The organism is Azoarcus taiwanensis (assembly GCF_012910885.1).
GTDB lineage: Bacteria > Pseudomonadota > Gammaproteobacteria > Burkholderiales > Rhodocyclaceae > Azoarcus_F > Azoarcus_F taiwanensis.
Map to the genome: position 1 here is coordinate 1 of NZ_WTVM01000002.1, position 25,789 is coordinate 25,789.

Sequence of the window (25,789 nt, forward strand, 5' to 3'; positions counted from 1 at the left end):
AGGCTGCGTGCGAAGTTGATGCGTTTCTGATGGGTGAGAGTGTGTTGCCCCGATGGCGCTAACTCACCTGGCTTGCGAGCTCGGCGCGCTTGAGTTTGCCGGTGTCGGTGCGCGGAAAGGCGGCCACCAGATGGATCTCGCGAGGTCGCTGGTATGGCGGCAGGGCCTCTATTGCGTGTGTCGCGTCTCTCGACAGTTCTGCTGTATCCCCCGATGCTGCGGGCACGATGAACAGATGCAGGCAAACCGGCTCTGAATCGTCCTTCCCGCGCCGCGGTACGACGCACAGCTCACCCAGATGCCCTTTCAAGACCTGCTGCAAGACATCCTCAACTGCGAGGATGTCCACCCAGCGTCCGAACACCTTGACCAGTTGGTCGGTGCGACCGGCGAAGAGCCAGCCTTCAGCGTCATCCGCTTTTCGGAAAAGGTCTCCGGGTGAGAACCCGAAAGCGCCGAATCGGGCGCTGTCGTGCGTGACTGTGCGTGAGTAACCCAGTGCGACTGCGGGGTGGTCGAACCACAAACGCAGCGTCTCGTTCCCGCAGTCGGTCGACGCCTCCTCGGTCACCCGCGTCAAAGGTGTGGCGCAGGCCGCACCCATCGATGGCGTTCGGTACAACATCAGACACAGGGTTTCGGTGGTGCCGTAGCCGTTGATGAGTTCCGCACCGGTATGGGCCATCCACGCCTGAGCCAGGGCCGGCGGGCAGGCTTCGCCGGCTGAGACGGAGGCACGAAGCGGGCCTAAGCTCACGCCGGCTTCGAGTAAACGGCGCAGCAGCGTCGGCACGCTGAAGAACAGCGTCGGCCGGTGTCGGGCAACGATCTCGGCGACCCGGCCAGGTTCCGGCCAGGCGAAGTCGAGTATTACGGTCGCGCCAAGGCGCAGCCCGGCGAACAAGGCGTTTGCAAGCGGGTATGCGAAGAACAGTTTCGAGGTCGAGTAGAAACGGTCGGTCGCATCCGCGCCAAGCAGGTTGCGGGCGAACACGTGTGCTTCGCAGATTGCGCGATGTGCGTGGACAACGCCCTTCGGTCTTCCTGTCGTGCCTGACGAATAGAGCATGAAGGCAGGCCAGTCCGGTTCTGCTGAGAACGGTTCGGGCATATGCTGGCAGGCGGCGAGACGACGCTGCCAGTTCGAAAGCGCAATGGCGCCTGCGCCATGAGTCGCCGCGACCGCGTCTTCCAGCAGTAGTGTGGCCGCGCCGGAGTCGTCGATCAGCCCGTGGAACTGCTCGGCCGATGTGCGCGGGTTCACAATGATTGGCTGGCCGCCGGCCCACATCAGCCCGATGAAGGCGATCGCCCAGTCGATGCCGTCGGGCAAAGCGATAACCACGCGTTCGCCAGGACGAACGCCGAGCGCCAGCCAGGCGCCGGCGCTGCGACGGCAAAGCGCGCGCAAATCCGCATAATCGATCTCACGGTCATTGTCGACCAGCGCGATCGCTTCAGGCCTGCCGCCCACGAGCAGTTCGGCCGCATTCATTGGACGGCACCGACCGGACGCGATGGCTGCGCCGGGTCTAGAATCAGAGTAGCCACGCGATGTCTCCTCCGCTAAGGCCCCCTGTCAGGGATCTATAAGTATTTTTTGTTTCTGCTATTAGAGCCCCGCAAAATGGCCGGCACAATATCAATGATGCGATTAATATTATTTGGATGCTTAATAACGTGAGTGTCCGGGGCTTTGACCTAAACCTTCTGCGCGTGTTGCTCGCGGTCTACGACGCGCGCAGCGTCAGTCGCGCTGCCAGCATGCTCGGAGTCTCCCAGCCGACGGTCAGTGCTGCGCTCGGGCGTCTGCGCAAGACGTTCGATGAACCGCTATTCATCAAGACGTCCTCTGGCGTATCGCCGACCGCCCGTGCGCATGTGCTTGCGGCGGGAGCGCGCGAAGTGTTGCTGCGGGTCGAGAACGATCTCCTCGTCGAGGACGCCTTCGATCCGGGGAAGGTCACCGGGGAGTTCGTGTTCGCGCTGACCGATCTGGGCGAGATGGTCTTCCTGCCCAGATTGCTGGCTCACTTTCAGCGGCTTGCGCCGAAAGCCACGCTCCGATCGGTCGCGCCGGCCCCGGCCGGCATGATTCGCGCGATGGAGAGTGGGGACGTGGACCTTGCGATCGGCTACTTTCCCGATCTCGATGCGGCTGGCTGTTATCGGCAAAAGCTGCTGACACACCATTTTGTATGTCTGCTTCGCGCTGATCATCCGATCACCGACAGTTCGCTGTCCTTAGCGCAGTTTCTGTCGCTGGGCCACGCGGTGGTGCGTGCGGATGGGCGCAGTCAGGAAGTGCTCGAAGCATACCTCGAGCGGCACAGGATCGAACGGCGTATCGTGTTGCGCACACCTCATTTCATGAGCTTGCCGATGATTATCGGACGTTCCGATCTGGTGGTGACACTGCCGCACGCTATAGGGCACTATTTCACGCACATAGGCGCAAATGTCAGGATGGCCCGTCCACCGCTTGCGATTCCTCGTATCGAGTTATATCAGCACTGGCACCGAAGCCATCACCACAGCGCAAGAAACCGCTGGCTCCGCCAGCAGGTTGCACAGCTGTTCTCAGCCGATACCGACGAATGGCCCTATCCGTTCAAATGAGCTGGCGCTTGGCCGTTGGGGCCACTACTCCAGATCTTTACGCAGGAGGCTACTGGCTTTGAGGCATGGGGATGCTTGACGAACTCGATGCGATGGGATGGGTTGTCACCGCGATTGCGGTGTTGATCACCGGCGTCTCGAAATCCAGCCTTGGCGGAGCGATGGGTGGGCTGGCGGTGCCCTTCATGGCGATCTGGTTGTCGCCGCGCGACGCGCTCGCGGTGGTGCTGCCAATCCTCATCGCGATGGACTTCGCCGGCATGCGTGCCTGGCGGGGCAAGGCGGCCTGGAACGAGCTCAAGCACCTGGTGCCGGCTTCCGTCGTGGGGATCGCCCTGGCTGCACTGCTGTTCGGTTTGATGTCCGATGCCTTCATCAAGGCCGGACTCGGCGTTATCGCGGTTGCGTTCGCAGCGGACCGGCTCATCCGTCGCAGTCGCCCCGAGGTCGGGCCGCGCGCCCTGTCTTGGCCGTGGGCCTGGCTGTGCGGGTCGGCCGCTGGGGTCACCAGTACCTTCGCGCATGCCGGTGGGCCACCGCTAATCATCTACTTGCTGGGTCGCGGGCTGCCCAGGCAGGTGTTTGTCGCGACATCGGTGTACTTCTTCACCGCGATCAATCTCGCCAAGGTCCCCTTTTACATCGGGCTCGACATGTTCTCGCGTGAGACGCTGTTGATGTCGGCCGTGTATCTGCCACTGGTACCGGTAGGCGTGTGGATCGGCACGCGGCTGCTCGCAATCATCTCGGAGCGGACTTTCTTCTATATCGCCACCGGGATGCTCGGGCTTTCCGGCCTCAAGCTCTTGTGGGATGTGTTCGTAGTCTGAGGGGGCGCACCGTCCCCGTGCTGTCCGGGGTCAGCAGCCGTCGAGCGCTTCCATCGTGTAGCGCGCGATCATCGCCTCTTCGTTGGTCGGCACCACCGCCACGGCAACCCGGCTGCCGGTGCTGTCGATACGGACACGACCCTCGGCATTTGCAGTCTGGTCGATGGACAGACCCAGCCAGGCCGACATTGCGGCCACTTTGGCGCGAACTGGTGCGGCATGTTCGCCGATACCGCCCGTGAAGACCAGGGCATCCAGTCCGCCGGCGGCGGCCGCGAGCGAGCCGAGTTCGCGGGCGATCCGGTAGCAGAAGAGCGCTACGGCCTCGGCGGCTTCAGGAGCGTCGCTGCCCAGCAGGGTGCGCATGTCCTGGCTGATGCCCGAAACGCCCAGCAGGCCGGATTCCTTGTATAGCAGCCGGGTCAGCGACGCCGCGTCCATGCCCTTCTGCTCCATCAGGTAGAGCAACACGCCGGGGTCGAGGCTGCCGGTGCGCGTTCCCATCATCAGGCCTTCTACTGCGGTGAAGCCCATCGTGGAGGCGACACTCTTGCCGTCGCGCAGGGCGCACATCGATGCGCCATTGCCGAGGTGGGCAATCACGACTGCGCCCTTCGCCCGTTCTCCGATGATTGTCGGCAGCTGGCGCGCGACAAAGTCGTAGGACAGCCCATGGAAGCCGTAGCGCTTGATGCCTTCTGCCGACAGTGCACGCGGCAGGGCGAAGGCCTGTGCTAGTGGCGACTGGCTGCGGTGGAAGGCAGTGTCGAAGCATGCGACCTGCGGCACTTCCGGCATCAGACTGGCGACCGCGCGGACCGCGCGCAGGTTATGCGGCTGGTGCAAGGGTGCGAGCGGCACGAGGCGATCCAATTCGGCGATCACTGCCTCGTCGAGACGGACTGGTGCGCTGTAACGCTCGCCACCGTGTACGACGCGATGGCCCGCGGCGACGATGTCGAGATTCGGGTTGTGTGCCGATAGCCAGTCCAGCAAGTGGTTGAGCGATTGGCGGTGCTGCTCGGTCTGACCGCCCGACACCTGAATCTCGTCACTGAAGCGCTCACCGCCAGCAGTGCGCGCACTCAGCTCGGGCGTCGCACCAATGCCTTCGATCTGGCCCCAGAGCGCGGGGTGGTCTGCAAGCTGCGGCTCGAGAGCGAACAGCGCGAACTTGAGGCTGCTCGAGCCGGCGTTGAGGACGAGTACCGCACGCATCAGAGCATCGCCTCGCGCTTCCGGTGGGCCATCAGCTGGGCGACAGCGCACGAGGCCGCGCGGGTCTCGGCGGTGTCGGCGCGACTGGTCAGGACGATGGGCACGCGCGCGCCGAGCACCACGCCGGCCATCAGTGCGTTGCCGAGGTATTCAAGCTGTTTTGCGACCATGTTGCCGGATTCGAGATCTGGCACCACAAGGATATCGGCGTTGCCTGCCACCGCAGAGCGGATGCCCTTGGTCTTGGCGGCCACCAGCGAGACGGCGTTGTCGAATGCGAGCGGACCGTCCAGCAGGCCACCGCGGATCTGGCCCCGGTCGGCCATCTTGCACAAGGCCGCGGCATCGATCGTCGAGCGCAGTTTGGAGGTCACGGTTTCGACCGCCGACAGGATCGCGACTTTGGGCTCGGCAAGACCCAGCACATGGCCGAGTTCGATGGCGTTCTGAACGATGTCCACCTTGACCTCGAGTGAGGGCTCGATATTGATCGCGGCGTCGGTAATCATCAGCGGGTGCGGGTAGGTCGGCACATCGGCCAGGAAGACATGGCTGATGCGGCGGCCGGTGCGCAGTCCGGCGGTTCGAGAAACGACCGCGCTCATCAGTTCGTCGGTGTGCAGCGAGCCCTTCATCAAGGCCTCGACGCCGCCGTCACGGCACAGGGCGACTGCGGCTTCGGCTGCGGCATGGCTGTGCGGCACGTCGACAATGCGGAAGTTGCGCAGGTCAAGCCCTTGCTCTTCGGCGACTGCACGGATCTTGTATTCGGGACCGACCAGGATTGGGTCGATGAGGCCGGCTTCGGCCGCCTGGATCGGGCCGCGCAGGGACTCGGCGTCGCAGGGGTGTGCGACCGCCATCGGGATCGGGCTCAGGCCGGATGCAATCGACAACAGATGCCGGTAGCGCAGCTCGCGGTCGGATATCGTCACCTCAGGAAGGTTGATCCGGGGGCGCTTGACCTTCTCGGTCGGTGCCTGAACTTCGGCGACGCCGTCGATGACCTTGAGCCCGTCCTGATTGGTTGCCAGACAGTCGAACACGATGTGGTGGTTGTGCTCGTACTTCTCCCGGCAGGTCACGGTGATCGACAAGGTGTCGCCGATCGTGATCGGACGCCAGAAGTTCAGGCTCTGCGACACGTACACTGTGCCCGGCCCTGGAAACTCGGTACCGAGCACCGAGGAGATCAGTGTGCTGCCCCACATGCTGTGGCCGACCACCTCACGAAACTGGCTGGAGCGCGCGTATTCGGTGTCGACATGAGTGGGATTGACGTCGCCCGACATCACCGCGAAAAGGTGAATATCGTCCGGCCGCAGGGTGCGAAGCAGCTGGGCGAAGTCGCCGACCTGGATCTCGTCGAAGGTACGGTTCTGGATGTACTGGGTGGTTGGGGTGTTCATGCTGATTCCCGTGGTTTGCATCGCAACATCGGCCATTCTAGACTCACTGGTGGCACGATATCCGCGAAATGTAATCGATTTGTTGCATTGCAAGATAACACGGGCCTATTCGCCGATAATGCCAACCGGATCACGAGGCGGGTCCAAAGCCGCATGCTAGAATCGGCGCCGCACGCCAGAACTCCGGAGTTCAGATGGAAGTCGTCATTCTCGCCGCGGGCAAGGGCACGCGGATGCGTTCAGACCTGCCCAAGGTGCTTCAGCCGATTGCCGGGCGTGCCATGCTCGGGCACGTGATCGCCACTGCGCGGGGGCTGGAAGCACGTCGTATCTGTGTCGTCTACGGGCACGGTGGTGAATTGGTTCGCGAGCGATTCGGCGCGGAAGACATCGTCTGGGCACGGCAGGAACCTCAGCTCGGCACCGGGCACGCGGTCCAGCAAGCCCTGCCACACCTCACCGACGGCGATCTCGCCCTGATCCTCTATGGGGACGTGCCGCTGATCGCCGACACCACGCTGCGCCGCTTGAGCGACGCAGCCGCCGCCGGCAAGCTTGCGCTGCTGACCGTCATGCTCGACGATCCCACCGGCTACGGGCGAATCCTGCGTGATGCATCCGGCAAGATCTTGCGAATCGCCGAGCACAAGGACGCGACCGAGGCCGAGCGCGAGGTTCGGGAAGTGAATACCGGCATTCTCGTGGCGCCTGTGGCGCGACTGCGTGACTGGCTGGGCCGCATCGGCAACGACAATGTGCAGGGCGAGTATTACCTGACAGACATCATAGGCCTTGCCGTGGCCGACGGCGTGGAAGTCACCGCGGTTCAGCCGACCGCAGTCTGGGAGACCCTCGGCGTGAACGACAAGCGTCAGCTCGCAGAGCTCGAGCGCATCCACCAGCGCAACGTCGCCGGTCGCCTGATGGACGAGGGCGTCACCCTCATCGACCCGGCGCGGCTCGACGTGCGTGGCGAACTGATCTGTGGCCGCGACGTCGAGATCGACGTCAATTGCGTGTTCGAGGGGCGGGTTCAGCTCGGCGATCGCGTGCGCATCGGACCCAACTGCGTGCTGCGCGACGCCATAGTCGGTGCCGGTACACGCATCTCAGCCTTCTCTCAGGTCGAAGACACCGTGATGGGTGTCGAGTGTGTCATCGGCCCCTATGCGCGCACCCGGCCAGGCACCCGCCTTGGCGACGACGTGCACCTGGGCAACTTCGTCGAAGTCAAGAACAGTCACATCGACAACCACTCAAAGGCCAACCATCTCGCCTACGTCGGCGACGCGGATATCGGCCAGCGGGTCAACGTCGGTGCCGGCACCATCACCTGCAACTACGACGGCGCCAACAAGTATCGCACCGTCATCGAGGACGACGTTTTCATCGGCTCCGACTCGCAGCTGGTGGCCCCGGTGCGAGTCGGCCGCGGCGCGACCCTCGCCGCCGGCACGACGCTGACCAAGGATGCCCCCGAGGCTCAGCTCACGGTGTCGCGCGCCAAGCAGATCAGCATTCCGGGCTGGAAGCGCCCGGTCAAGAAAACCACCTGAACCACGCCAGCCTCTTCATCGGAGCAAGCCATGTGCGGCATCGTCACTGCCATTTCCACCCAGAACATCGTGCCGGTGCTGCTCGAGGGCTTGCGCAAGCTCGAGTATCGCGGCTACGACTCGGCCGGCATCGCGGTGCTGTCCAACGGCCTGCAGCGGGTCCGGTCGGCCGGTCGGGTTGCTGACCTGCAGGCGCTGACCGATGAATCAGGTGTCACCGCACATGTCGGCATTGCCCATACCCGCTGGGCGACCCACGGCGCGCCGTGCGAGCGCAACGCCCATCCACATATCTCCGCCGGGCTGGCGGTGGTGCATAACGGCATTATCGAGAACTACGAGGAAATCCGAGAGCGGCTCACCGCACGAGGCTACGTGTTCGAGTCCGAAACCGACACCGAGACCATCGCCCATCTGATTCACCACAAGCTGAATGCAGCGCCGGATCTTTTCGAGGCGGTGCGGCTGGCTACCAACGAACTCGTCGGTGCCTACGCCATCGGGGTGGTCACCGAGGCCGATCCATTCCGCGTCATCGTTGCACGGCGCGGTTCGCCGCTGCTGCTCGGCATCGGCGAGGATGGCATGTATGCCGCCTCGGACACCGCCGCCCTGCTGCAGGTCACCCGCAAGGTGGTTTATCTCGAAGACGGCGATCTCGCCGAACTGCGCCGGGACGGCTATCGCATCGTCCGCGGAGATGGTGTGCCGGTCGAACGCGAGACCGCCATCTCCAGTCTCTCGGCGGATGCGGTCGAGCTCGGCCAGTATCGCCACTACATGCAGAAGGAAATCTTCGAGCAGCCGCAAGCGCTGGCCAATACCCTGGAGATCATCGCCGGGGGCGGCAGCGTGAATCCACAACTATTCGGCGCCGACGCCAGCGGCGTGCTGAACGGGGTGCGCCAGGTGCTCATCATCGCCTGCGGCACGAGCTACCATGCCGGCCTGGTTGCGCGGTACTGGTTGGAGGCGGTGGCGCGCATTCCCTGCACCGTGGAGATTGCGAGCGAATACCGTTACCGCGACTCGGTTCCTGATCCGGACACCCTGGTCGTCGTGATCTCGCAGTCCGGCGAAACCGCCGACACGCTCGCCGCGCTCAAGCATGCAAAAGCGCAGGGCATGGGCCGCACGCTCGCGATCTGCAACGTGCCCGAATCGGCGATCGTGCGCGAATCGCGGCTGCGCTTCATCACACGGGCTGGCCCCGAGATCGGCGTCGCCTCCACCAAGGCATTCACCACCCAGCTGGCCGCACTGGCGCTGCTGACGTTGGCGCTCGCAAAGATCGCCGGCCGGCTCGATGCGGACGCCGAATCACGCGCATTGAACGGACTTCGTCACCTGCCGGTCGCGGTGCAAAAAGTCCTCGAGCTCGAACCCGAAATCGAACAGTGGGCGCAGCGTTTCGCCGCCAAGCATCACGCACTCTTCCTGGGTCGCGGTCGCCATTGGCCGATTGCGATGGAGGGCGCGCTCAAGCTCAAGGAGATCTCCTACATCCACGCGGAGGCCTACGCAGCCGGCGAACTCAAGCACGGTCCGCTCGCGCTGGTCGACAAGGACATGCCGGTCATCGCGATCGCCCCCGCCGACGAGTTGCTCGAGAAACTCAAATCCAACCTGCAGGAAGTCCGCGCCCGCGGCGGAGAGCTCTATGTTTTCGCAGACGCCGGCAGCGAGATTGTTGAGTCCGAGGGCGTGCACATCCTCCACATGCCTGAACACTACGGCATGTTGTCGCCGGTGCTCCACGTCATACCGCTCCAGCTGCTCTCCTATCACGCCGCACTCGTGAAGGGGACCGATGTGGATAAGCCGCGTAACCTCGCGAAATCCGTGACGGTGGAGTGAGGCAGCGGAGCTGTTTCGAAACTGTTCCGAGCAAATAAAGTCGAAAACTCGGCAATAAAGTCGAAAACTGGTTCGATTGGATGAGCTGCCCAGTTTGCGGTGGGGCTACGGTCTGACAAGACCGTGAGCGAAATAGCTCGCGGAGTATGGTTGCGATGTTGTTTCGGGGCGGCGACTAGTCGGCCGCAGCTGACGGTCAGCATGTGCCAAACGTGGGGCGGCAATGCTGCCTGTACCTGCCGCTCAGCGGCCACGCTAGCTGGACGGCAGGCCTCGACGCCTTAGACAATAGCTCAATTTACGGTGTTGCCTGACACGGTGTGGGCCGAACGCTTCCACTGTCGGCGGCTCACTATCGGGAAACAGATCACGCCACGGCTACTCCGAACCGATACCTGCTTGCTCGCTCGTTGAAGCTTTGCAAGTCGCGCGAGGTAATGAGCACGTATATACTAAGTTAGTACGAGCCGATAGGAGATGCGATCATGTCAAAAGAAGCAGTTTTCACAATGAAGCTGGAACCTGAGTTGCGTGCCGAGTTCATGGCCGAGGCCGAGGCCGCCCATCGGCCTGCGTCGCAGATCCTCCGCGAGCTAATGCGCGAATTCGTTCAACGCCAGCGCGAAGCGCGGGAGTATGAAGAGTTCCTCCGTCGCAAAGTCGAGGCCGGACGGGCCTCAATGCGCGCCCGATCTGGGCGATTGAACGATGAGGTTGAGGCCGAATTCGCCGCGCGGCGTGCCAGTGTGGCGAGCCAAATGTGAGGGTTGTCTGGACTCCCGAAGCGCAGCAAGACCGTGCCGAAGTGTGGGACTACATCGCAGCCGACAATCCGCGCGCGGCGGCCCGGATGGATGAGATTTTCAGCAATGCAGCTGCCAAGCTGACCCAGTACGCGATGTTGGGCAAACCGGGAACAATTCCCGGCACCCGCGAGATAATCCCACACGAAAGCTATCGCCTCGTGTACGAGATCGACGGCGGGACGGTGTGGATACTGACACTGGTTCATACGGCCCGCCTTTGGCCGCCTGTGGGCGATTAATAAAGCATCGTGGCAACAGCGATAGCTGCATGTTGGCCGACCGCTTTCGAACCAGACAGCGGTCCGCGGCACCCGGCCAGTTGCCGTCATTCATCAGAGCTCGCCAGCAACTCTCGGAACGCCAGCAACCTATCCGCCAGTTGCCAAACGAGCCCAGCCAAGTCCGGTCCTCATGCGTTGAGTTGATCGGTCGTTCTCACTCCGATAACCGGCAGAACAGGTTGCGAGCCACACTCAGGATAAGTCTTGAATTGGAATGATCGTGTGCAATGTTATAACATTGCCTTTCTATTTGGCCGATGCGAATCATGTTCAAGAGCCTCGAATCCTCAAACGCCGGTACGGTGGTTGCTGCCGATGCGGCGATCGCCGCCTTGCCATTCGACGAGAACGGCTTGATTGCGGCGATTGCCCAGCAGTTCGACACCGGCGAGGTGCTCATGCTCGCCTGGATGAACCGGGCTGCATTGGAAGAAACCCTGGCGACAGGGAGGGCCTGCTACTGGTCGCGCTCACGCAAGGCCTTGTGGAGAAAGGGCGAAACCTCGGGCTGCGTGCAGACCGTCAAGGAGATGCGGCTGGACTGTGACGGCGATGCCGTCCTGCTGTTGGTCGACCAGCTAGGGGGCGCCTGTCATACCGGTCGCAGCAGCTGCTTTTACAACCGGATCGATAACGAGCAGCTCGTCGTGCTGAGTAGCCCACCCGGTCGGCACGGAGTGGCGCGATGAGCGGAAATGCTGCGGACCGGCGTGTGCTGTTCAACGAGTCCGCGCTCAAGGTTGCGGCCATCCTCAAGGACATGTCCGAGACCGATGCCGGCGCTTCGGTTCCTCTCCGTTTGCACAACACCTTGCGTCGGCAAAAGGAGGCTTTCGTACCGCGCGATCCGCAGCGCGTCACGCTGTATGTGTGCGGACCCACGGTCTACAACTACGTCCATATCGGCAATGCGAGGCCGGTGGTGGTGTTCGACGTGCTCTACCGGTTGCTCTCGCGGCACTACCCGCAGGTCGTGTACGCCCGAAACATCACCGACATCGACGACAAGATCAACGCCGCGGCGCAGGCGGCGGGCGAACCGATCCGCGTGCTGGCCGAGCGTTATGCCGTCGCCTATCGCGAAGACATGGCCGCACTCAATGCGCTGCCGCCAACAATCGAGCCCTGGGCTACCGACCACGTTCCGCAAATGATCACGCTCGCGCAGCGACTCATCGAACGCGGTCATGCCTATGCCGCCGAAGGGCATGTGCTCTTCCATGTGCCTTCGCTTGATGATTACGGCAAGCTCTCCGGGCGTCGGCGCGACGAGATGATCGCCGGTGCCCGTGTCGAGGTCGCGCCCTTCAAGCGCGACCCGGCAGACTTCGTGCTGTGGAAGCCTTCGAGCGGGTCCCAACCGGGCTGGGACAGCCCGTGGGGCTTTGGCCGCCCCGGCTGGCACATCGAATGCACTGCGATGATCCATACCCATCTCGGGCACTCGATCGACATCCACGGCGGTGGTCAGGATCTGATCTTCCCGCATCACGAAAACGAGATCGCCCAGGGCGAAGGCGCCTATGGTGGCGAGTATTGCCGCTACTGGGTGCACAACGGCTATGTCACCGTCGACGGCGAGAAGATGTCGAAATCCCTCGGCAACTTTCACACCGTTCGCGATCTGCTGCAGCGCTATCCGGGCGAGGTCATCCGCTATGCACTGCTGGCGGGGCACTATCGCAAGCCGCTCGATTTTTCCTTGGCTGCGCTCGATCAGGCACGCGTGGCCTTGGACCGCCTCTATGGCAGTCTGCTGTCGCATGAGAATCGACCGCCGCCGATCAGCCGCGCACGCGCCCATGACGTCGAGGCCGCGCTGGCCGACGATCTCAATACCCCACTCGCACTCGCCCGCCTGCACGAGACCGCTGCGGCCCTTCGCAAATCAACCGATCCCGCACAGCAGGAGCAACTTGCCGACACGCTTCGCGATGGTGCCGAACTGCTCGGTCTGCTTCAGCAGTTGCCAAGCCAGTGGCGCCAATGCGCCCACGAGACCGACGGCGCGCCGGACGTCGAGCATATCGAAGCGCTGATCGCCGCACGTAGTGCGGCCCGGGCCTCAAGGGACTTTGCGCGGGCCGACGCCTTGCGCCAGGAACTGAACGCGCTCGGCATCGGCATCGAGGACAGCTCGGTCGGTACCAGCTGGCATCGCCTCGGGGCATCGGCAAACGAACGCAGGCGTGACTCGACCTAAGCGTGGAAACATTTTCAACCACATGAAAACCTTACTGATCCGCAACGCCCGACTGGTCAACGAAGGGCATATCACCGAAGCCGATCTGCTTGTGCGCAGCGGCCGCATCGACAAGATCGCGCCGAGCATCGACGCGGCGGCCGACCAAGAGGTCGATGCGAACGGACAATGGCTGCTGCCCGGCATGATCGACGACCAGGTGCATTTCCGCGAACCGGGCCTGATGCACAAGGGTTGCATCGCAACTGAATCGGCCGCAGCGGTGGCCGGTGGCATCACCAGCTTCATGGACATGCCCAACACCCGGCCGCCCACGCTGGACCTGCAGGCGCTCGCCGGTAAAAAGGCCATTGCCGCCCGTGATGCGCGTGCCAACTACGCCTTCCATTTCGGGGTGTCGAACGGCAACATCGACACGGTTGCCGCGCTGGATCCGCGCGAGGTAGCCGGGGTGAAGGTCTTCATGGGCGCCTCCACCGGCGACATGCTGGTGGATGATCCCGCCACCCTGGAGCGCCTGTTCGCCACCGTGCCCACGATTCTGCTGGCCCACTGCGAACACACCCCTCGCATCCGGCACAAGGAATCGTTGTGGCGAAAGCGGCTTGGCAGCAAGGTGCCAATGGCTGCGCATCCGCACATACGCGATGCGGAAGCCTGCTGGCTGTCTTCGTCCATGGCGGTTGACCTGGCGCGCCGACATGGCACGCGGCTGCATGTATTGCACATCACCACGGCCCGCGAACTCGAACTTTTCGAGGACAAGCCGCTTGCCGAAAAGCGGATCACCGCCGAGGTCTGCATTCATCACCTGATGTTCGACAGCCGCGACTACCCGAGACTCGGCAGCCTGCTCAAGTGCAACCCGGCGGTGAAGTCCCCGGAGGACCGGACGGCGCTGCGTGCCGCACTGCGCGGCAACCGGATAGACGTGATCGGTACCGATCACGCGCCCCATACGCTCGAAGAAAAGTCCGGCGACTATTTCAGCGCACCCGCAGGCCTTCCGCTGGTGCAGCACGCCTTGCCGGCACTGATGGAGCTGGTGCACGACGGAGTCATCGATCTGCCGACACTGGTGGCCAAGACCAGCCACCGCGTGGCAGACCTCTTCGGGATCGTCGATCGCGGTTACCTGCGCGAGGGCGCCTGGGCCGATCTCGTGCTGGTCGGACCACGGTCGCCCAACGCAGCCGAGGATCCCGTACTCGCGCGCTGCGGGTGGAGCCCTTTCGCCGGCTACCGCTTCCGTAGCCGGGTCAACACCACCATCGTCTCCGGGCAGATTGCCTGGCACGACGGCGCGTTGCGCCCGGACTGCCGTGGCCAGCCGCTGACCTTCGAGCGCTGAGAACCCTGTACCTCATGTGGACCCGTCCCTATGAATGCACCCATCCCACGACACGCCATCACATGCTGGATGCAGGGTGGTGATCGCGGATGACTGAACTGCCCGGTTTCATGAACGAGAACGTCGAAGACCGGCGCGTACCGGTGCGGGTGCTGACCGGCTTTCTCGGCGCAGGCAAGACGACCCTGCTCAACCGCTTGCTCAGCAACCCTGCGTTCTCGCGCACCGCGGTGCTCATCAACGAGTTTGGCGAGGTCGCGGTCGACCACCACCTTGTCGACAAGATCGACGACAGCATTGTCGTGCTCGACTCGGGTTGCATCTGCTGCAGTGTGCAGGGTGATCTGCTGCGCGCACTCAAGGACGTGTTCCAGCGCGGGGTGCGCCGCGAGATCGATCCCGTCGAACGGGTGCTGATCGAAACCACCGGCCTGGCCGACCCCGCGCCGATCATCCATACCTTGATGCAGGACATGTTCGTATCGGCGAGGTTTCACTGCGACGGGGTGATCACCGCGGTCGACGTCACCCACGCGCCGGGTCAGCTCGACGCGCACCGTGAGCCCGTGCGGCAGATCGCGATGGCCGATCGCCTGTTGCTGACGAAGTGCGACCTGACCGACCCGCCCACGCGCGCAAGTGTGGTCGAGCGCCTGCGCGTGCTCAATCCCGGGGCGCCGTTGGTCGAGGTCTTCGGTGGGGAGGTGGGAGCCGAGGCCTTCGAAGCCTGCGGCATCTACGATCCGGGCACCAAACTGCCGGACGTTGCGCTGTGGCTCGGTGAGGAAGCGGCCCGGGCAAAGGCCGAGCGCGCGCCGGCCACTTCCGGTCCGGGTGCGTGGCGTCGCCCCGGCGCCGCACCGGTGGCCAGGCAGCCGACACGCCATGACTCGGATGTCCAGAGTTTCGTGCTCGCGTTCGATCAGCCGTTGGACTGGCTTGAGTTCAGCGAGGGCCTCTCGCTGCTGCTCGCGGCTTATGGCCATCGAGTCTTGCGCATCAAGGGCTTGCTCAACGTATCCGGCGACCCATTGCCCCGTATCGTGCAGTGTGTCCAGCATGCGGTCTATCCCCCAACCACATTGCCAGCCTGGCCAGAGTCCGGTCCCTACGCCGATCGTCGCAGCCGTCTGGTGTTCATCGTCCGCGAACTGCCGCGGGAAGAGGTCGCGGCCATTCTCGGCAGCTTGTTTGGGCAGGTGCCCGTCTCCTCCTAGTGGTCTGCTTCGCAGGTCTGGGGGCATGACGAAAGGGATGGATTGTGGTGCAGCGCAAGGCGCGAATCGCAGCGACAGCAGTCGCGATCGCGAGGATGAGCAACGCGGCCAAGCGCCTCAAGCCGCGACTTCGCGTCCCGGTATTTGCGAAGTCGACCACTAGCGACACGAACCTTGGACCATCAGTCCAGGCGATTCGCATATTGGGTGGGTTCCCAACTCTATTGCGCGGCGGCTTGGCGACAAAGCCGCTTGGCTGGCTCTTGTTTCGATTGGTACTCGGGCTGTTGGACGAGATACATAGCCTGGCATTGGCAGAACCAGAGTTCTTGCACGTCAATGCTTGAACGGCGCAGAATGAAAACGTATTACTTTTTTAGTATCAAGCGCCCCGGGAAGCGGCCTTGCCTTTTCCGTCTCCCAAGAGAAGGACAAGGCTTGGGGTGACCTCTCATTGGAGTGCATGTGCTGACAGGCGATCTGCGCGAGAGTCACAAACTGCAATGGGTGCTGCTGGTGCTCATGCTGCTCGTCGTCGCGGCTGCGCTACTCGTGATGCAGGGCATCGAGCGTCAGTCGATTGAAGTGCGTGAGCGGGAGCACCTCGCTGGTCAGGTTCGGGTGATCGAGCAAAACATGGATCGCCAGATTGCTGCCACCCGGGCGGCTCTGGGTTCGGTGCTCAGTGACTGGGTGTTCTTCTCGTCCTTGCCGAGCGGGCACGAACTTTCAAACTTGCGCCTGCAGTCCCTGTCCGAGGCCATGCCGGGGATTCGGACGATGCTGATTCTGACTCCACAGGGTCTGGTTTTGAGCAGTAACCGCGCGGAGCTGATTGGCCGCGATTTTGCTGAGCGCGACTATGTGCGAGCGGTGCTTCTGCACCCGGACCCCGATACGCTCTACGTGTCCCAGCCCTTTCGCACTGTACTCGACGTCTATGCCCTGAACATGACCCGGGTTTCACTGTGGCCGGATGGGCGGCCTCTCAACATTGTCTCGGCGACGCTCGACCCGGATTTCTTCGGCATCTTGATGGAGTCGATCCGCTACGCGCCTGATATGTGGGTGGCAATGGCGCACGGCGATGGCGTGCTGTTCAACCACGTGCCGCCGCGCGAGGAGTTGCTCGGCGCTGATCTCGCCCGTCCCGGCAGCCTGTTCACACGTCACATGGAAAGCGGAGAAGAAGCGACGGTATTTGAAGGCGTCGCGGCCACCACCGGGGAGTCAATACTGATGGCGCAGCGTACCATTGCACCGCCCGAATTGCAGATGGACAAGCCGCTGGTGGTTGCCGTGGCGCGCAGCCGACAGGCGGTGTTTGCGGGGTGGACGCAGAAGACAATTGCCTTGGCGGCCTTGTGGTGCGTGCTGGTGCTGGTGTCAGTGGGCAGCATGGCGTTTTATCAGCGGCGCCAGCGCCACTTGATCGGGATAATCATGGAAGAAGAAGCCTCGCGGCAACGGGCCGAAGAGGAAGTCCGCCAGCTTGCGTTCAATGATCCACTCACTGGTTTGCCGAACCGACGCCTCTTGCTCGACCGTATGCGGCAGCTGCAGGCGGCGAGCCTCCGGCGCGGTCGGCTCAGCGCCCTGTTGTATGTCGACCTCGATCACTTCAAGGCGCTCAATGACCACCTCGGGCACGACCGGGGTGACGAATTCCTCCGCCGTCTCGCTCAGCACATGCTGGCCTGTGTGCGCGATGAAGACACCGTGGCCCGGCTGGGTGGCGACGAATTCGTGGTGATGCTCTCGGTGTTGAGCAGCCAAGCGGACGAGGCCGTGCAACAAGCGTCGGTCGTAGCAGAAAAGATTCTGCATCTGGTGCGCGCAGACCCTCTGGCCGTGCGGGTCGAGCCGCATTGCAGTGCCAGTATCGGCATCACCCTGTTTGGCAACCGCGCCGAGGCGGTCGAAGAGATCCTCAAGCGCGCCGATATTGCGATGTATCGGGTCAAGATGGCGGGGCGGGATGGCGTCGAGATTCTTGATGCGGGTTCGTCAACGTACTCCGCAAGTCATACCGGGGCGATGAGCGATACCGGAGTCCCGCCGCCCGGCGCAGCCTGAGTCGATCAGGCCTTCGCGTTCATCCTCCTCCTGGGCGGTAGGGTCAGCGCCCGGTGACCGGCATATTTCGCTTGCAAGTCGATGGCCCATGTCTATGGTGAAGCAATGGCATGACCTATGGCTCGCGGCCCGTGCGATTGACAAATCCTCCGGCAAGGTGAGCCGGCATCCATTGCCTGTGCGCGCTACGTGATGCGTGATTCTGAGGCTGCTGCACCAACCCGTCCCTCATTTTTCAGCGTCAGGATTTGTGCAGACGACCTCCACGCGCCTCGCGCGCGCGTATTCACTCATCCTCAAGGAGATTCTCATGGCCAGAGGTGAAGAGTTGAAGTTTGGATGTGTCGTTCGAGGCGGCGCGAGCTACGTCAGCAAACAGGGGTCTGTGTATGCGCCCGGCGTCAGTGCTGAAACCGCGGGTTCGAAGGTTGTCTTCCTCGGCATTGTCACGCTTCCCCCAGGCGGCAGGACCAGTGCGCATTACCACGAGTACCACGAGTCTGCCTTCTACTTCATGAGTGGTGAAGAAGTTGAGCTATGCACAGGCGAGCAGCTTGAACATCAGGAGCGCGCGTGCCCCGGCGATTACCTCTTCATTCCTGCGAAAGTGCCACATGTGGCGGTTAATCGTGGCAATACGCCTGCCGTGTTTGTCGGCGTGCGCAATGAGCCTACTGCGCAGGAGAGTGTCGTGATGCTGCCAGAGTTGGACGCCCTGGTGCCGTAGGTTGGTTTCGCGACGACCGATGGAAACAGCTAGCGTTTTCACCCACAACAAGGAGAGCCGACATGGATACCTCATCCACAGCTGCATCCACTGAAGTCGAGCTTCGCCACCAGCTGGAAGACTGGGCGAAAGCGGTTCGCGCCAAGGATATCGAACGCATCTTTTCCAATTATGCGACGGACATCGTCGCCTTTGATGCCATTGCCCAACTGCAGTTCAAGGGCGCCGACGCGTATCGCACGCACTGGGAGACCTGCATGACGATGTGTCCGGGCCCGATGATCTTCGAACTGCATGACCTTCGGATCACGGCGGGCGAGGATGTCGCCTTCGCGCACGGCCTCAATCGCTGTGGCGGCACCGGCCCGGATGGCAACGAGATGTCCGGCTGGATGCGCCTGACCGCCTGCTTTCAAAAGCAGCATGGCAAATGGCTGGTCGTGCATGAGCACTTCTCCGCCCCGTTCGACCCCGAGAGCGACAAGGCTTTGTGGCTCCAACCCTGATTCCCGCCAGATCCGAGAATCACTGCCATGATTGACCCTCGGCGCCTCGCCGCGCCGAGCGGCCCTCGATCGCTGTCAACCCCGAAGGCCTCGTAGACTTTTTCGGCATTCGTCGTGATTCTGCGCAGGTGCTCGATCGCGCTCCTCGTAGAATATGCGGGTGGAGGGACCTGGTTGGTGACGGGAATCGAGTTTCCAGAGCGGAATGTGATGAGTCGTCGGAAGTCCAAAGCGGAGTGAACTGCCTTTGATGTTCCTGTACCTTTTCCTGGCGGCAGTCGCTGTCTTATTGCTTGCGCTGATGGCGCTTCGTCTTCGCGACGCCCTCGCGGACCGGGCGGAGTGGGTCCGTCTGGCCGCTCTGCAGCCGGCGCAGCCGGCCCTGTATGACCAGGCCATGGTTGCCGAATTGCCGGATCCGGCGCGGCGATTCTTCAACTTTGCAATCAAACCCGGCACGCCGTTGCTCTCCGTCGCCGAGATCGACATGGGCGGTGAGTTCAGCCTGGGCTCGCGCACCAAACCGAATTACCGCCCGATGTGTGCGCGCCAGATTCTGGGCGCTCCGCAGGGGTTCGTCTGGATGCTCAAGATCCCCGGCGCGGTGTCGCTGTCCGGTTCCGATACAGGCAAGTGGACGCACTTTCGCATTCTTGGCCTGATTCCGGTCGCCCGCATGGGGGGTGATGCCAATCATGCACGCGCTGCCTACGGCCGCTATGTCGCCGAGGCGGTATTCTGGACGCCGGCCGCGCTCCTACCGGGACCGGGAATCGTCTGGGAGGCGCTGAATCAGGACGTCGCTCGCGTCACGGTGACACACAACGCGCTGTCTCAGAGCGTTGATGTCAGGGTGGACGCAGACGGCCGACCGGTCGAGGTGCGTTTCACGCGGTGGACCAATGCCAACCCCGAACGCGTGTACCGGCTGCAGCCCTTTGGCGGTCTTTTATCGGATTTTCGGGAGGTTCAAGGCTTTCGTCTTCCCTTCCGGGTCGAGGCTGGCAACCTGTTCGGAACCGACGCCTACTTTCCCTTCTTCAAGGCGCAGGTCAGAGCGGTACGCTTTCCTCATCGGTGACGCAATCCCCGTGAAAGCTGTCATCGGTCGCCCGGAGTCCTTCATGACCCCTTGTTCACCATCCTTCTGGTCATCATGGCGCAGGCTACGATTCCATCTGCCGTTCCCACTCGCCAAGGGAGAAAGTCAACGAACGGAGCAGCACAATGATGCGACTTGAAGGCAAGACAGCTCTGGTAACTGGCGCGGCGCGCGGCATCGGGGCAGCAATAGCAGCCGCTTTTGTCGAGAATGGAGCTTTTGTCTATCTCAGCGATATCGACGATGCCGCAGGGCAATCCACTGCGGAGGCGCTGGGTGTGCGGGCTCGGTACATCCATCTCGATGTGCGCGAAGAACTGGATTGGCAGGCCGTCATGACGCAGGTTCTCGACGAACGCGGGGGGTTGAATGTACTCGTCAACAACGCAGGAATCACGGGCTTTGAGCAGGGCAACTTCGTGCATGACCCGGAGCATGTCTCGCTGGATGAATGGCATGAGGTGCATCGGACAAACCTGGACGGTGTCTTCCTAGGCTGCAAGCATGCAATCCGGACGATGCGCAACGCCGGGAGTCCGGGTTCGATCATCAACATTTCATCGCGCTCCGGTCTGGTCGGCATTCCGGGAGCTGCGGCCTATGCCTCGTCGAAAGCTGCGGTGCGCAACCATACCAAGACGGTGGCGCTTTACTGCGCCGAGCAGGGACTGCCGATTCGCTGCAACTCGATTCACCCTGCCGCCATTCTGACCCCGATATGGGAGCCACTGCTGGGCGACGGACCAGAACGTGAACCGCGGATGCGCGAGTTCGTGCAGGACTGCCCGCTACGCCGATTCGGCCGCCCCGACGAAGTGGCTGCGGTGGCGGTGATGCTTGCCTCGGATGAGGCTGCCTACATGAATGGTGCGGAGCTGAACATCGATGGGGGGATTCTGGCTGGTGCTGTAGCGGCGCCAGCATCCTCCCGATAGTTTGCTCCACTGGAGATCTCGGTGCCGATCAGGCTTCGACGGATATTCCGAACCGGCCGCGCTCAGCGAATGCCAACCCGGCGCTGGTGCATGCGGATGTAGGCAGTGATGTGGGCCACCTGATCTGGTGTGAGCCCTTCGATCGGCGGCATGTCACCATACTGCCAGTGGTGGGCGCGAACGCCCTGGGCCACCGCCATCTGGAACGCTGCGTCGCTGTGGTGTGACGGTTCGTAGATCTTGTGCAGCATGGGCGGCGCAACCTCGGTGCCGTTCAGGTCGGCGCCGTGACAGCTTGCGCAGTGAGTCTCATACAACGGCTGGCCAACGTTCGGATTCGGCATCAGGCCGGGAGTTGTTTCAGGGGGTGGCTGCCAGACTTGGGCAGCCACGCCGGTGGTCAGTGCGCCGAGCACGATGGCGAAGGCGGTTCGCAGGGTTTTTGGGCGGCGATGGGTGCGTTGCATGAAGCGCGTCCTTCGGGGTTACGGTTTGTCTTGAGCGGTCGTAATGGATGGGGTCCGGGGTTTTCCCTGTGCAAGCAACACGGCCAGCCCGGCGAACAGCATCGAACCAACCCCCCACACCCACGCATAGCCGATCATGTCACCCCAGGGTGCGAGCGCGTAGGCCAGTGCGAGCAGTGCCCAAACGATCGCAATCGGCACGATGAGCCAGAAATCCTCGTTCATCAGTCGTTTCCTCCTCGATATTCGTACGTCAATGTCCGCCGCCGCCGGCCGCGGTCACCGGCAGGGCCTGCATCATCTCGAAGCCGATCGCCGTGAAGGCGTACATTGCGACCACAATCACGAGCACCGAGACCGGACCGACCCAGGCCGTGAAGCCGGGTCTCACGGCGCTGCCCTGCCATGCCACGGTGAGATCGCGCAGTTCGCTTGCAGTGCGCCCGCGCGGCACCAGGGAGATCGCGACCCCGGCTGCGAACAACGCCAGCGCAGCCGCCATGATCGCGCCGCCGATGCCGACCGTGGCCATCAACCCTTGCCACAGGGCCGGGGCCTCGCTCCGGTAAGCCACGTCGATGACCCGACGAGGAACACCCAGATAGCCTGCGGCCACGCCGGCGGCACCAAAGACGAGCAGACCGGCCAGCACGAGCCAGGGCATCCAGCGCATGAGCCCCGGTTGCCACATAGCCCGGCCGCCGATCGCGGGAAGCATCACGGCTAGTGCGGCCAGCAGCGTGAGGCTCACCGTGCCCACAGTGAAGAAGTGGAAGTAGCCGGGGACGAAGAAGGTGTCGGACAACAGCGGTGCGAGTTGCTCCTGGATCAGCACGAACGCGAACACGATGCCCAGGCCCATCGACAGCACCGCGACGCCGATCGCATTGGTCGCCGGGTGACGCCAGGGCAGCATCCGCATCCAGCCGAACAGGCCGCGTCCGCCCTGGGCGCGGGCGTGCAATTCAAGCGAGGCGACGATGATCAGAAATGCGGTCAGCGTCGGCACGCTGACGAACAGCGACAGCAGCGAGCCGGTCACCCGCACCACGCCGGGCAGGTCCGGTTCGAGGAACATGTGGTACAGCGAGGTCGGCGGCACGAAGACCAGGTACATCGAGAACACGATCTTTGAGAAGCGATCGCCGAACACCGACTTGACGCCGGTGAGGTGGCGGACCAGCACGTACCACAGGATCACCGTGGCCATCAGTGGCAGGTAGTGCATGTTGTGGAACACGATGTGCCAGTTGGTGCCGTGGTTGGCCGGCATTGCGCCCAGACCGAGCGCCCACAGCGTGCCGGGCAGGAAGGTGTAGAGCGCGGCGAATCCGGTCACGACCAGGAAGCCGGCCCACGTGAAGAGCGCGAAGCCCACCCCGGTCAGGCGTTCCTGGCGGCCTGTGCGGCGCGGTTCGAGCAGGGTCGCGATCGCGCACGCTGGCACCACCATCAGGCCCAGCCCAAGCAGCAGGTAGCCGAGGTTGAACACCAGCAGTGCGTGCGGCGTCTGTGCGGCCATTGCAGGTGCGCCGTCGTAGAGCAGCGGCAGGCCCATGTGGGCGCCGCCCATGCTGAACACGAAGCCGGCGAGCATCAGGCCGAATCCGGTCCACGCCAGCCTGCGCCGCACCAGCCCGCCGCCGTTCTCGACCGCGCTGAAACCCAGGAGCAGGGCCGCCTGCGCGACAAACAGCCAGTAGAAGAAGATGCTCACCCCGTGCACGGTGAGGAAGCGGTATCCCGTGTTGGGGATCATGTCGATGAGGCCGCCACGGGCAAGCGCGGTCAGCACGCCGCCGACAATGCCCAATGCCAGGGCGACCAGCGAGACGGCGCTCATCGCCACCAGCAGACGACGGTCCGAGGCGCCGAGCGCCGCAAAACGATCCCGATAATTGGTTTCCATGTTCAGACCACCTCGATCGTTGCCTGCATCACGTCGTGTGCAGGGCCGCAATAAATCGTGCAATACACGAGATAGCGGCCGGGTTCGTGGAAGGTGATGTCCATCTCGGTGACACGCCCCGGACGCAGCCGCACCATGCGTCCACCGCGCCCGAACTGGATCGACGCGCCGTGCGCGACGTCAAGCGCCATCATGCGAAAGCGGTAGGGTTGCCCGGCGTCGAGCCGCAGCGTGCCCGGCAGGTAGTACCACATGCCGGCGGCGAGATAGACGTCGATCGCTTCGTCGTCGTGCGCGTGGTCCGGGTCGTCCACTTCATGGGCGCCGTGATCCATCGCGCCGTGGTCCATCGCGCCGTGCCCGTCGTCATGTTCCAGCGTTCGGGCGAGGACGCGCGGATGGACTGTGCCATCGGGCAACCGGTAGCGCTCGATGAACTCGGCGGTCATCCGGTTGAATTCTTCGGCGCTCGGGCCGTCGTGGGCAGCACCGTGCCCGCCATGTCCGCCGCCATGTCCGGCGGCGTGTCCGGCGGCGTGTCCGGCGGCGCCATGATCGTCACCGTGGCCCAGGCCCAGCAGTGCGAGCGGAGTCGGAGCCGCGCCGTAGGCGGCCCACAAGCCGTACAGCGAGACGCCGCCGAAACCCATCGCGGTGATGAACCCCCGCCTTGTCGTGAAATGTGATTTTTCTGCCATGTGCTGTCCCTTGGTCGTCTGTCGACCCCACCGGATGCCGATGCTGTTGGAGTCGATCGGGGGCTGGATGCTCATAGGATTGAGATGTGCTCAGTCTAGGCAACAGAGATCGTCAGTACCCTGACGCCAGGGTTACGATTCTGTAATCTTCGGACCGCCCCTTCCGCGATGTGGATCGCGAACGCATTCGCCCTAATGCCAATGCGTTCAATCGGCTCGAGCTGTTGCTGCGCCTCGGTCGGGTCAGGCGCGACCTGTTCAACGAGTAACCTCCAACCTCGCCCGGCGCAGCAGCAGCGAGTTGCCGATCACCGACAGCGAACTCGCGGTCATCGCGACGACACCGATCATCGCGTCGCCCGGGCCTTTCTCGACCGGAACCGACTCGCCGGTCGCGATCGATTCGTCGACATGGCTCGTGCCGTCGACAATCTCTCCGTCGGTCGGCACCTTGGCCCCGGGGCGAACGACCATCACGTCGCCGACCGCAAGCTCGGCCACGGGCACTTCGACCTCGTGGCCGTCGCGCAGCACCGTCGCGGTCTTCGCGCCGAGTGTGACGAGGTTTCGGATCGCCTGCGACGCGCGTCCTTTTGCCCGCGTTTCAAGGTAGCGGCCGAGCAGGTGGAAGGTCATGATGGTCGCGGCCATCTCGATGAAGGACGTCATCGGGTAAATGAAACCGATGAGCCCGATCACATAGGGCGGGATACTGCCCAGCGAGATCAGCACGTCCATGTTGGCGGTGCGGTTCTTCAGCGAACGCCAGGCGGACTGATGCGTCGCCCATCCGCCATTGGTGAACACCACCGGAAACGCGAATACCGCGACGATGGCGAGATAGCCGGGCACCGGCTGCCAGAACATGTGCGGCACCATCAGCAACATGATCAGCGTGGCCGGCACGGCGGCAATCCATAGCCGCTTCTGCGCCAGCGCCAGATAGCGCTCCTCGGAGTCGGTCGCCTGCTGTTCGCTCGGGGGGCTCTCGAGATCGACGCTGTCGACGTCGTAGCCAGCACGTTCGATCGCGGCACGGATCGCGTCCGGCTGTGTGCGCGCCGCGTCGAAGCGCACCGTGACGCGGTGGTTGGCGATATTGGTCTCGACCCCTTCGATACCGTCCACCCTGCGGATAGAAGTCGATACCAGGCCCGCACAGTGGTTGCTGCTCATGCCGGGCACGGTCAAGAGAACCGTATTCGATGCTGTGGCTGGGGTGTTCATGGACTGACCCCTCGCGTTCCTCATGGCTACAGCATGGTCGAGGGCGGCTTTCCGAACGATTGCCCCGGGATTACGGTTTCGTCAGGCTGGCGGGGCGTCCAAAAAATGCATGTCGAATGCGTCGGGCATCATGGGGTGCTCGACCGGGCTGAAACACCGGGTGGGATGTCCGGATGGGGCGTCGCGCCGCATCCGGACCAGTTTGCGAAGCCGATCGGCTCAGCGGGCGGGCGACTGCGATTGCATTCTCTGCTCCAATGCCTCCATGCGCTTTTCCATCATCTCCATCCGTTGATGCATGGCTTCAGGGCCACCGCCTTTCATGCCCCCTTGCATCCCCATCATGCCTTGCATGCCACCTCGCATCATGCCCGGTCCCATCGGCATGTCGCCGGACATCATCGGGCAATCTGCCGGCATGGCCTGCATCATGCCTTCCATGTCGGCCATCTGTTCTTCCATGAGTTTCATGCGCTCGGCCGGGTCCTGCATCTGCCGCATTCGCTGCATGCGCTCCTGCATCGCCGAGATGCGGGCAGCGGGGGTGGCGCCTGGCGTGGCTTCGGCGCTTACGGCTTCGGCCGGGTGGTGGGCCGCATGGTCGTCCTGCTGTGCGAACGAGGCGCCAATGAGCAAGCTGCCGCCGAGCAAGGCGGCGAGGATCAGCGGTGTGCGATTGCGAGTGAGGGTTTTCATGATAGCTCTCCTTCGAATGGGCTCTTCTCATGCATCTGCTTGCAGTCTAGGAGCACCAGGTCGACGCCAGGCTGACCGGAGGATTACATCTTCGTAAGG

General features: G+C 63.2%; 24 protein-coding genes. 15 read left to right on the forward strand and 9 right to left on the reverse strand.

The window, feature by feature from the left end:
• Positions 1–58: 58 nt before the first annotated feature.
• Positions 59–1,495 (reverse strand): class I adenylate-forming enzyme family protein, encoded by a 1,437-nt coding sequence (locus GPA21_RS00445; RefSeq protein ID WP_168986241.1) that lies wholly within the window; start codon positions 1,493–1,495, stop codon positions 59–61.
• Positions 1,496–1,680: 185 nt separating this feature from the next.
• Between GPA21_RS00445 and GPA21_RS00450 the strand changes: the two genes are divergently transcribed.
• A complete protein-coding gene (locus GPA21_RS00450) occupies positions 1,681–2,619 on the forward strand; it encodes a LysR family transcriptional regulator (protein ID WP_339379848.1) in 939 nt (312 codons plus the stop codon).
• A gap of 71 nt (positions 2,620–2,690) precedes the next feature.
• The gene (locus GPA21_RS00455) at positions 2,691–3,449 is read left to right on the forward strand and encodes a sulfite exporter TauE/SafE family protein (protein ID WP_168986243.1); all 759 of its coding nucleotides are present in this window, start codon (positions 2,691–2,693) and stop codon (positions 3,447–3,449) included.
• Positions 3,450–3,479: 30 nt separating this feature from the next.
• Here GPA21_RS00455 and GPA21_RS00460 read toward each other — a convergent pair whose 3' ends face one another.
• Both GPA21_RS00460 and GPA21_RS00465 read right to left on the reverse strand, forming a co-directional pair.
• Positions 3,480–4,667 carry an acetate/propionate family kinase gene (locus GPA21_RS00460; RefSeq protein WP_168986244.1) on the reverse strand — a complete coding sequence of 396 codons (1,188 nt, stop codon included), beginning with the start codon at positions 4,665–4,667 and terminating at the stop codon, positions 3,480–3,482.
• A complete protein-coding gene (locus tag GPA21_RS00465) occupies positions 4,667–6,076 on the reverse strand; it encodes a bifunctional enoyl-CoA hydratase/phosphate acetyltransferase (protein ID WP_168986245.1) in 1,410 nt (469 codons plus the stop codon). The genes GPA21_RS00460 and GPA21_RS00465 overlap by 1 nt, the downstream gene beginning before the upstream one ends.
• Positions 6,077–6,270: 194 nt before the next feature.
• Between GPA21_RS00465 and glmU the strand changes: the two genes are divergently transcribed.
• From glmU to GPA21_RS00530, 13 genes are all read left to right on the forward strand, one after another.
• On the forward strand, positions 6,271–7,632 hold the full coding sequence (glmU, locus tag GPA21_RS00470) for a bifunctional UDP-N-acetylglucosamine diphosphorylase/glucosamine-1-phosphate N-acetyltransferase GlmU (RefSeq protein WP_168986246.1): 1,362 nt from the start codon (positions 6,271–6,273) through the stop codon (positions 7,630–7,632).
• Between the two features lie 30 nt (positions 7,633–7,662).
• Positions 7,663–9,489 (forward strand): glutamine--fructose-6-phosphate transaminase (isomerizing), encoded by a 1,827-nt coding sequence (glmS, locus tag GPA21_RS00475; protein WP_168986247.1) that lies wholly within the window; start codon positions 7,663–7,665, stop codon positions 9,487–9,489.
• A 509-nt stretch (positions 9,490–9,998) separates the two neighbouring features.
• Positions 9,999–10,253, forward strand: a complete 255-nt coding sequence (locus GPA21_RS00480; protein WP_246261647.1) for an antitoxin of toxin-antitoxin stability system — start codon at positions 9,999–10,001, stop codon at positions 10,251–10,253.
• The gene (locus GPA21_RS00485; protein WP_168986249.1) at positions 10,250–10,534 is read left to right on the forward strand and encodes a type II toxin-antitoxin system mRNA interferase toxin, RelE/StbE family; all 285 of its coding nucleotides are present in this window, start codon (positions 10,250–10,252) and stop codon (positions 10,532–10,534) included. The genes GPA21_RS00480 and GPA21_RS00485 overlap by 4 nt, the downstream gene beginning before the upstream one ends.
• Before the next feature lie 308 nt (positions 10,535–10,842).
• Positions 10,843–11,265, forward strand: a complete 423-nt coding sequence (gene hisI / locus GPA21_RS00490) for a phosphoribosyl-AMP cyclohydrolase (RefSeq protein ID WP_168986250.1) — start codon at positions 10,843–10,845, stop codon at positions 11,263–11,265.
• A 71-nt stretch (positions 11,266–11,336) separates the two neighbouring features.
• On the forward strand, positions 11,337–12,779 hold the full coding sequence (gene cysS, locus GPA21_RS00495; RefSeq protein WP_168986300.1) for a cysteine--tRNA ligase: 1,443 nt from the start codon (positions 11,337–11,339) through the stop codon (positions 12,777–12,779).
• Between the two features lie 22 nt (positions 12,780–12,801).
• Complete coding sequence (locus GPA21_RS00500) at positions 12,802–14,130, forward strand: dihydroorotase (protein ID WP_168986251.1); 1,329 nt, start codon at positions 12,802–12,804, stop codon at positions 14,128–14,130.
• A gap of 89 nt (positions 14,131–14,219) precedes the next feature.
• On the forward strand, positions 14,220–15,347 hold the full coding sequence (locus GPA21_RS00505) for a CobW family GTP-binding protein (RefSeq protein ID WP_168986252.1): 1,128 nt from the start codon (positions 14,220–14,222) through the stop codon (positions 15,345–15,347).
• Between the two features lie 465 nt (positions 15,348–15,812).
• A complete protein-coding gene (locus GPA21_RS00510; RefSeq protein WP_168986253.1) occupies positions 15,813–17,423 on the forward strand; it encodes a diguanylate cyclase domain-containing protein in 1,611 nt (536 codons plus the stop codon).
• Positions 17,424–17,733: 310 nt separating this feature from the next.
• Positions 17,734–18,150, forward strand: coding sequence for a cupin domain-containing protein (locus tag GPA21_RS00515; protein ID WP_168986254.1), 417 nt, complete (start codon positions 17,734–17,736; stop codon positions 18,148–18,150).
• A gap of 62 nt (positions 18,151–18,212) precedes the next feature.
• Complete coding sequence (locus GPA21_RS00520; protein ID WP_168986255.1) at positions 18,213–18,656, forward strand: YybH family protein; 444 nt, start codon at positions 18,213–18,215, stop codon at positions 18,654–18,656.
• 250 nt (positions 18,657–18,906) lie between these two features.
• A complete protein-coding gene (locus GPA21_RS00525) occupies positions 18,907–19,737 on the forward strand; it encodes a DUF6544 family protein (RefSeq protein WP_168986256.1) in 831 nt (276 codons plus the stop codon).
• Positions 19,738–19,883: 146 nt separating this feature from the next.
• Complete coding sequence (locus GPA21_RS00530; protein WP_168986257.1) at positions 19,884–20,693, forward strand: SDR family oxidoreductase; 810 nt, start codon at positions 19,884–19,886, stop codon at positions 20,691–20,693.
• Positions 20,694–20,755: 62 nt separating this feature from the next.
• Here GPA21_RS00530 and GPA21_RS00535 read toward each other — a convergent pair whose 3' ends face one another.
• The 6 genes from GPA21_RS00535 to GPA21_RS00560 all read right to left on the reverse strand — a co-directional run bounded on the left by GPA21_RS00535 (position 20,756) and on the right by GPA21_RS00560 (position 25,690).
• Positions 20,756–21,160, reverse strand: a complete 405-nt coding sequence (locus GPA21_RS00535) for a c-type cytochrome (RefSeq protein WP_168986258.1) — start codon at positions 21,158–21,160, stop codon at positions 20,756–20,758.
• Between the two features lie 18 nt (positions 21,161–21,178).
• Positions 21,179–21,385: a hypothetical protein gene (locus GPA21_RS00540; RefSeq protein ID WP_168986259.1), complete on the reverse strand. Its 207-nt coding sequence runs from the start codon at positions 21,383–21,385 to the stop codon at positions 21,179–21,181.
• A 28-nt stretch (positions 21,386–21,413) separates the two neighbouring features.
• Positions 21,414–23,069 carry a cbb3-type cytochrome c oxidase subunit I gene (locus GPA21_RS00545; protein ID WP_168986260.1) on the reverse strand — a complete coding sequence of 552 codons (1,656 nt, stop codon included), beginning with the start codon at positions 23,067–23,069 and terminating at the stop codon, positions 21,414–21,416.
• A 2-nt stretch (positions 23,070–23,071) separates the two neighbouring features.
• Positions 23,072–23,842: a cupredoxin domain-containing protein gene (locus GPA21_RS00550; protein ID WP_168986261.1), complete on the reverse strand. Its 771-nt coding sequence runs from the start codon at positions 23,840–23,842 to the stop codon at positions 23,072–23,074.
• Positions 23,843–24,025: 183 nt separating this feature from the next.
• Entirely contained in the window at positions 24,026–24,994 is a 969-nt protein-coding gene (locus tag GPA21_RS00555; RefSeq protein WP_246261648.1) for a heavy metal translocating P-type ATPase, read from the reverse strand.
• Between the two features lie 219 nt (positions 24,995–25,213).
• A complete protein-coding gene (locus GPA21_RS00560; protein ID WP_168986262.1) occupies positions 25,214–25,690 on the reverse strand; it encodes a hypothetical protein in 477 nt (158 codons plus the stop codon).
• Positions 25,691–25,789 lie beyond the last annotated feature (99 nt).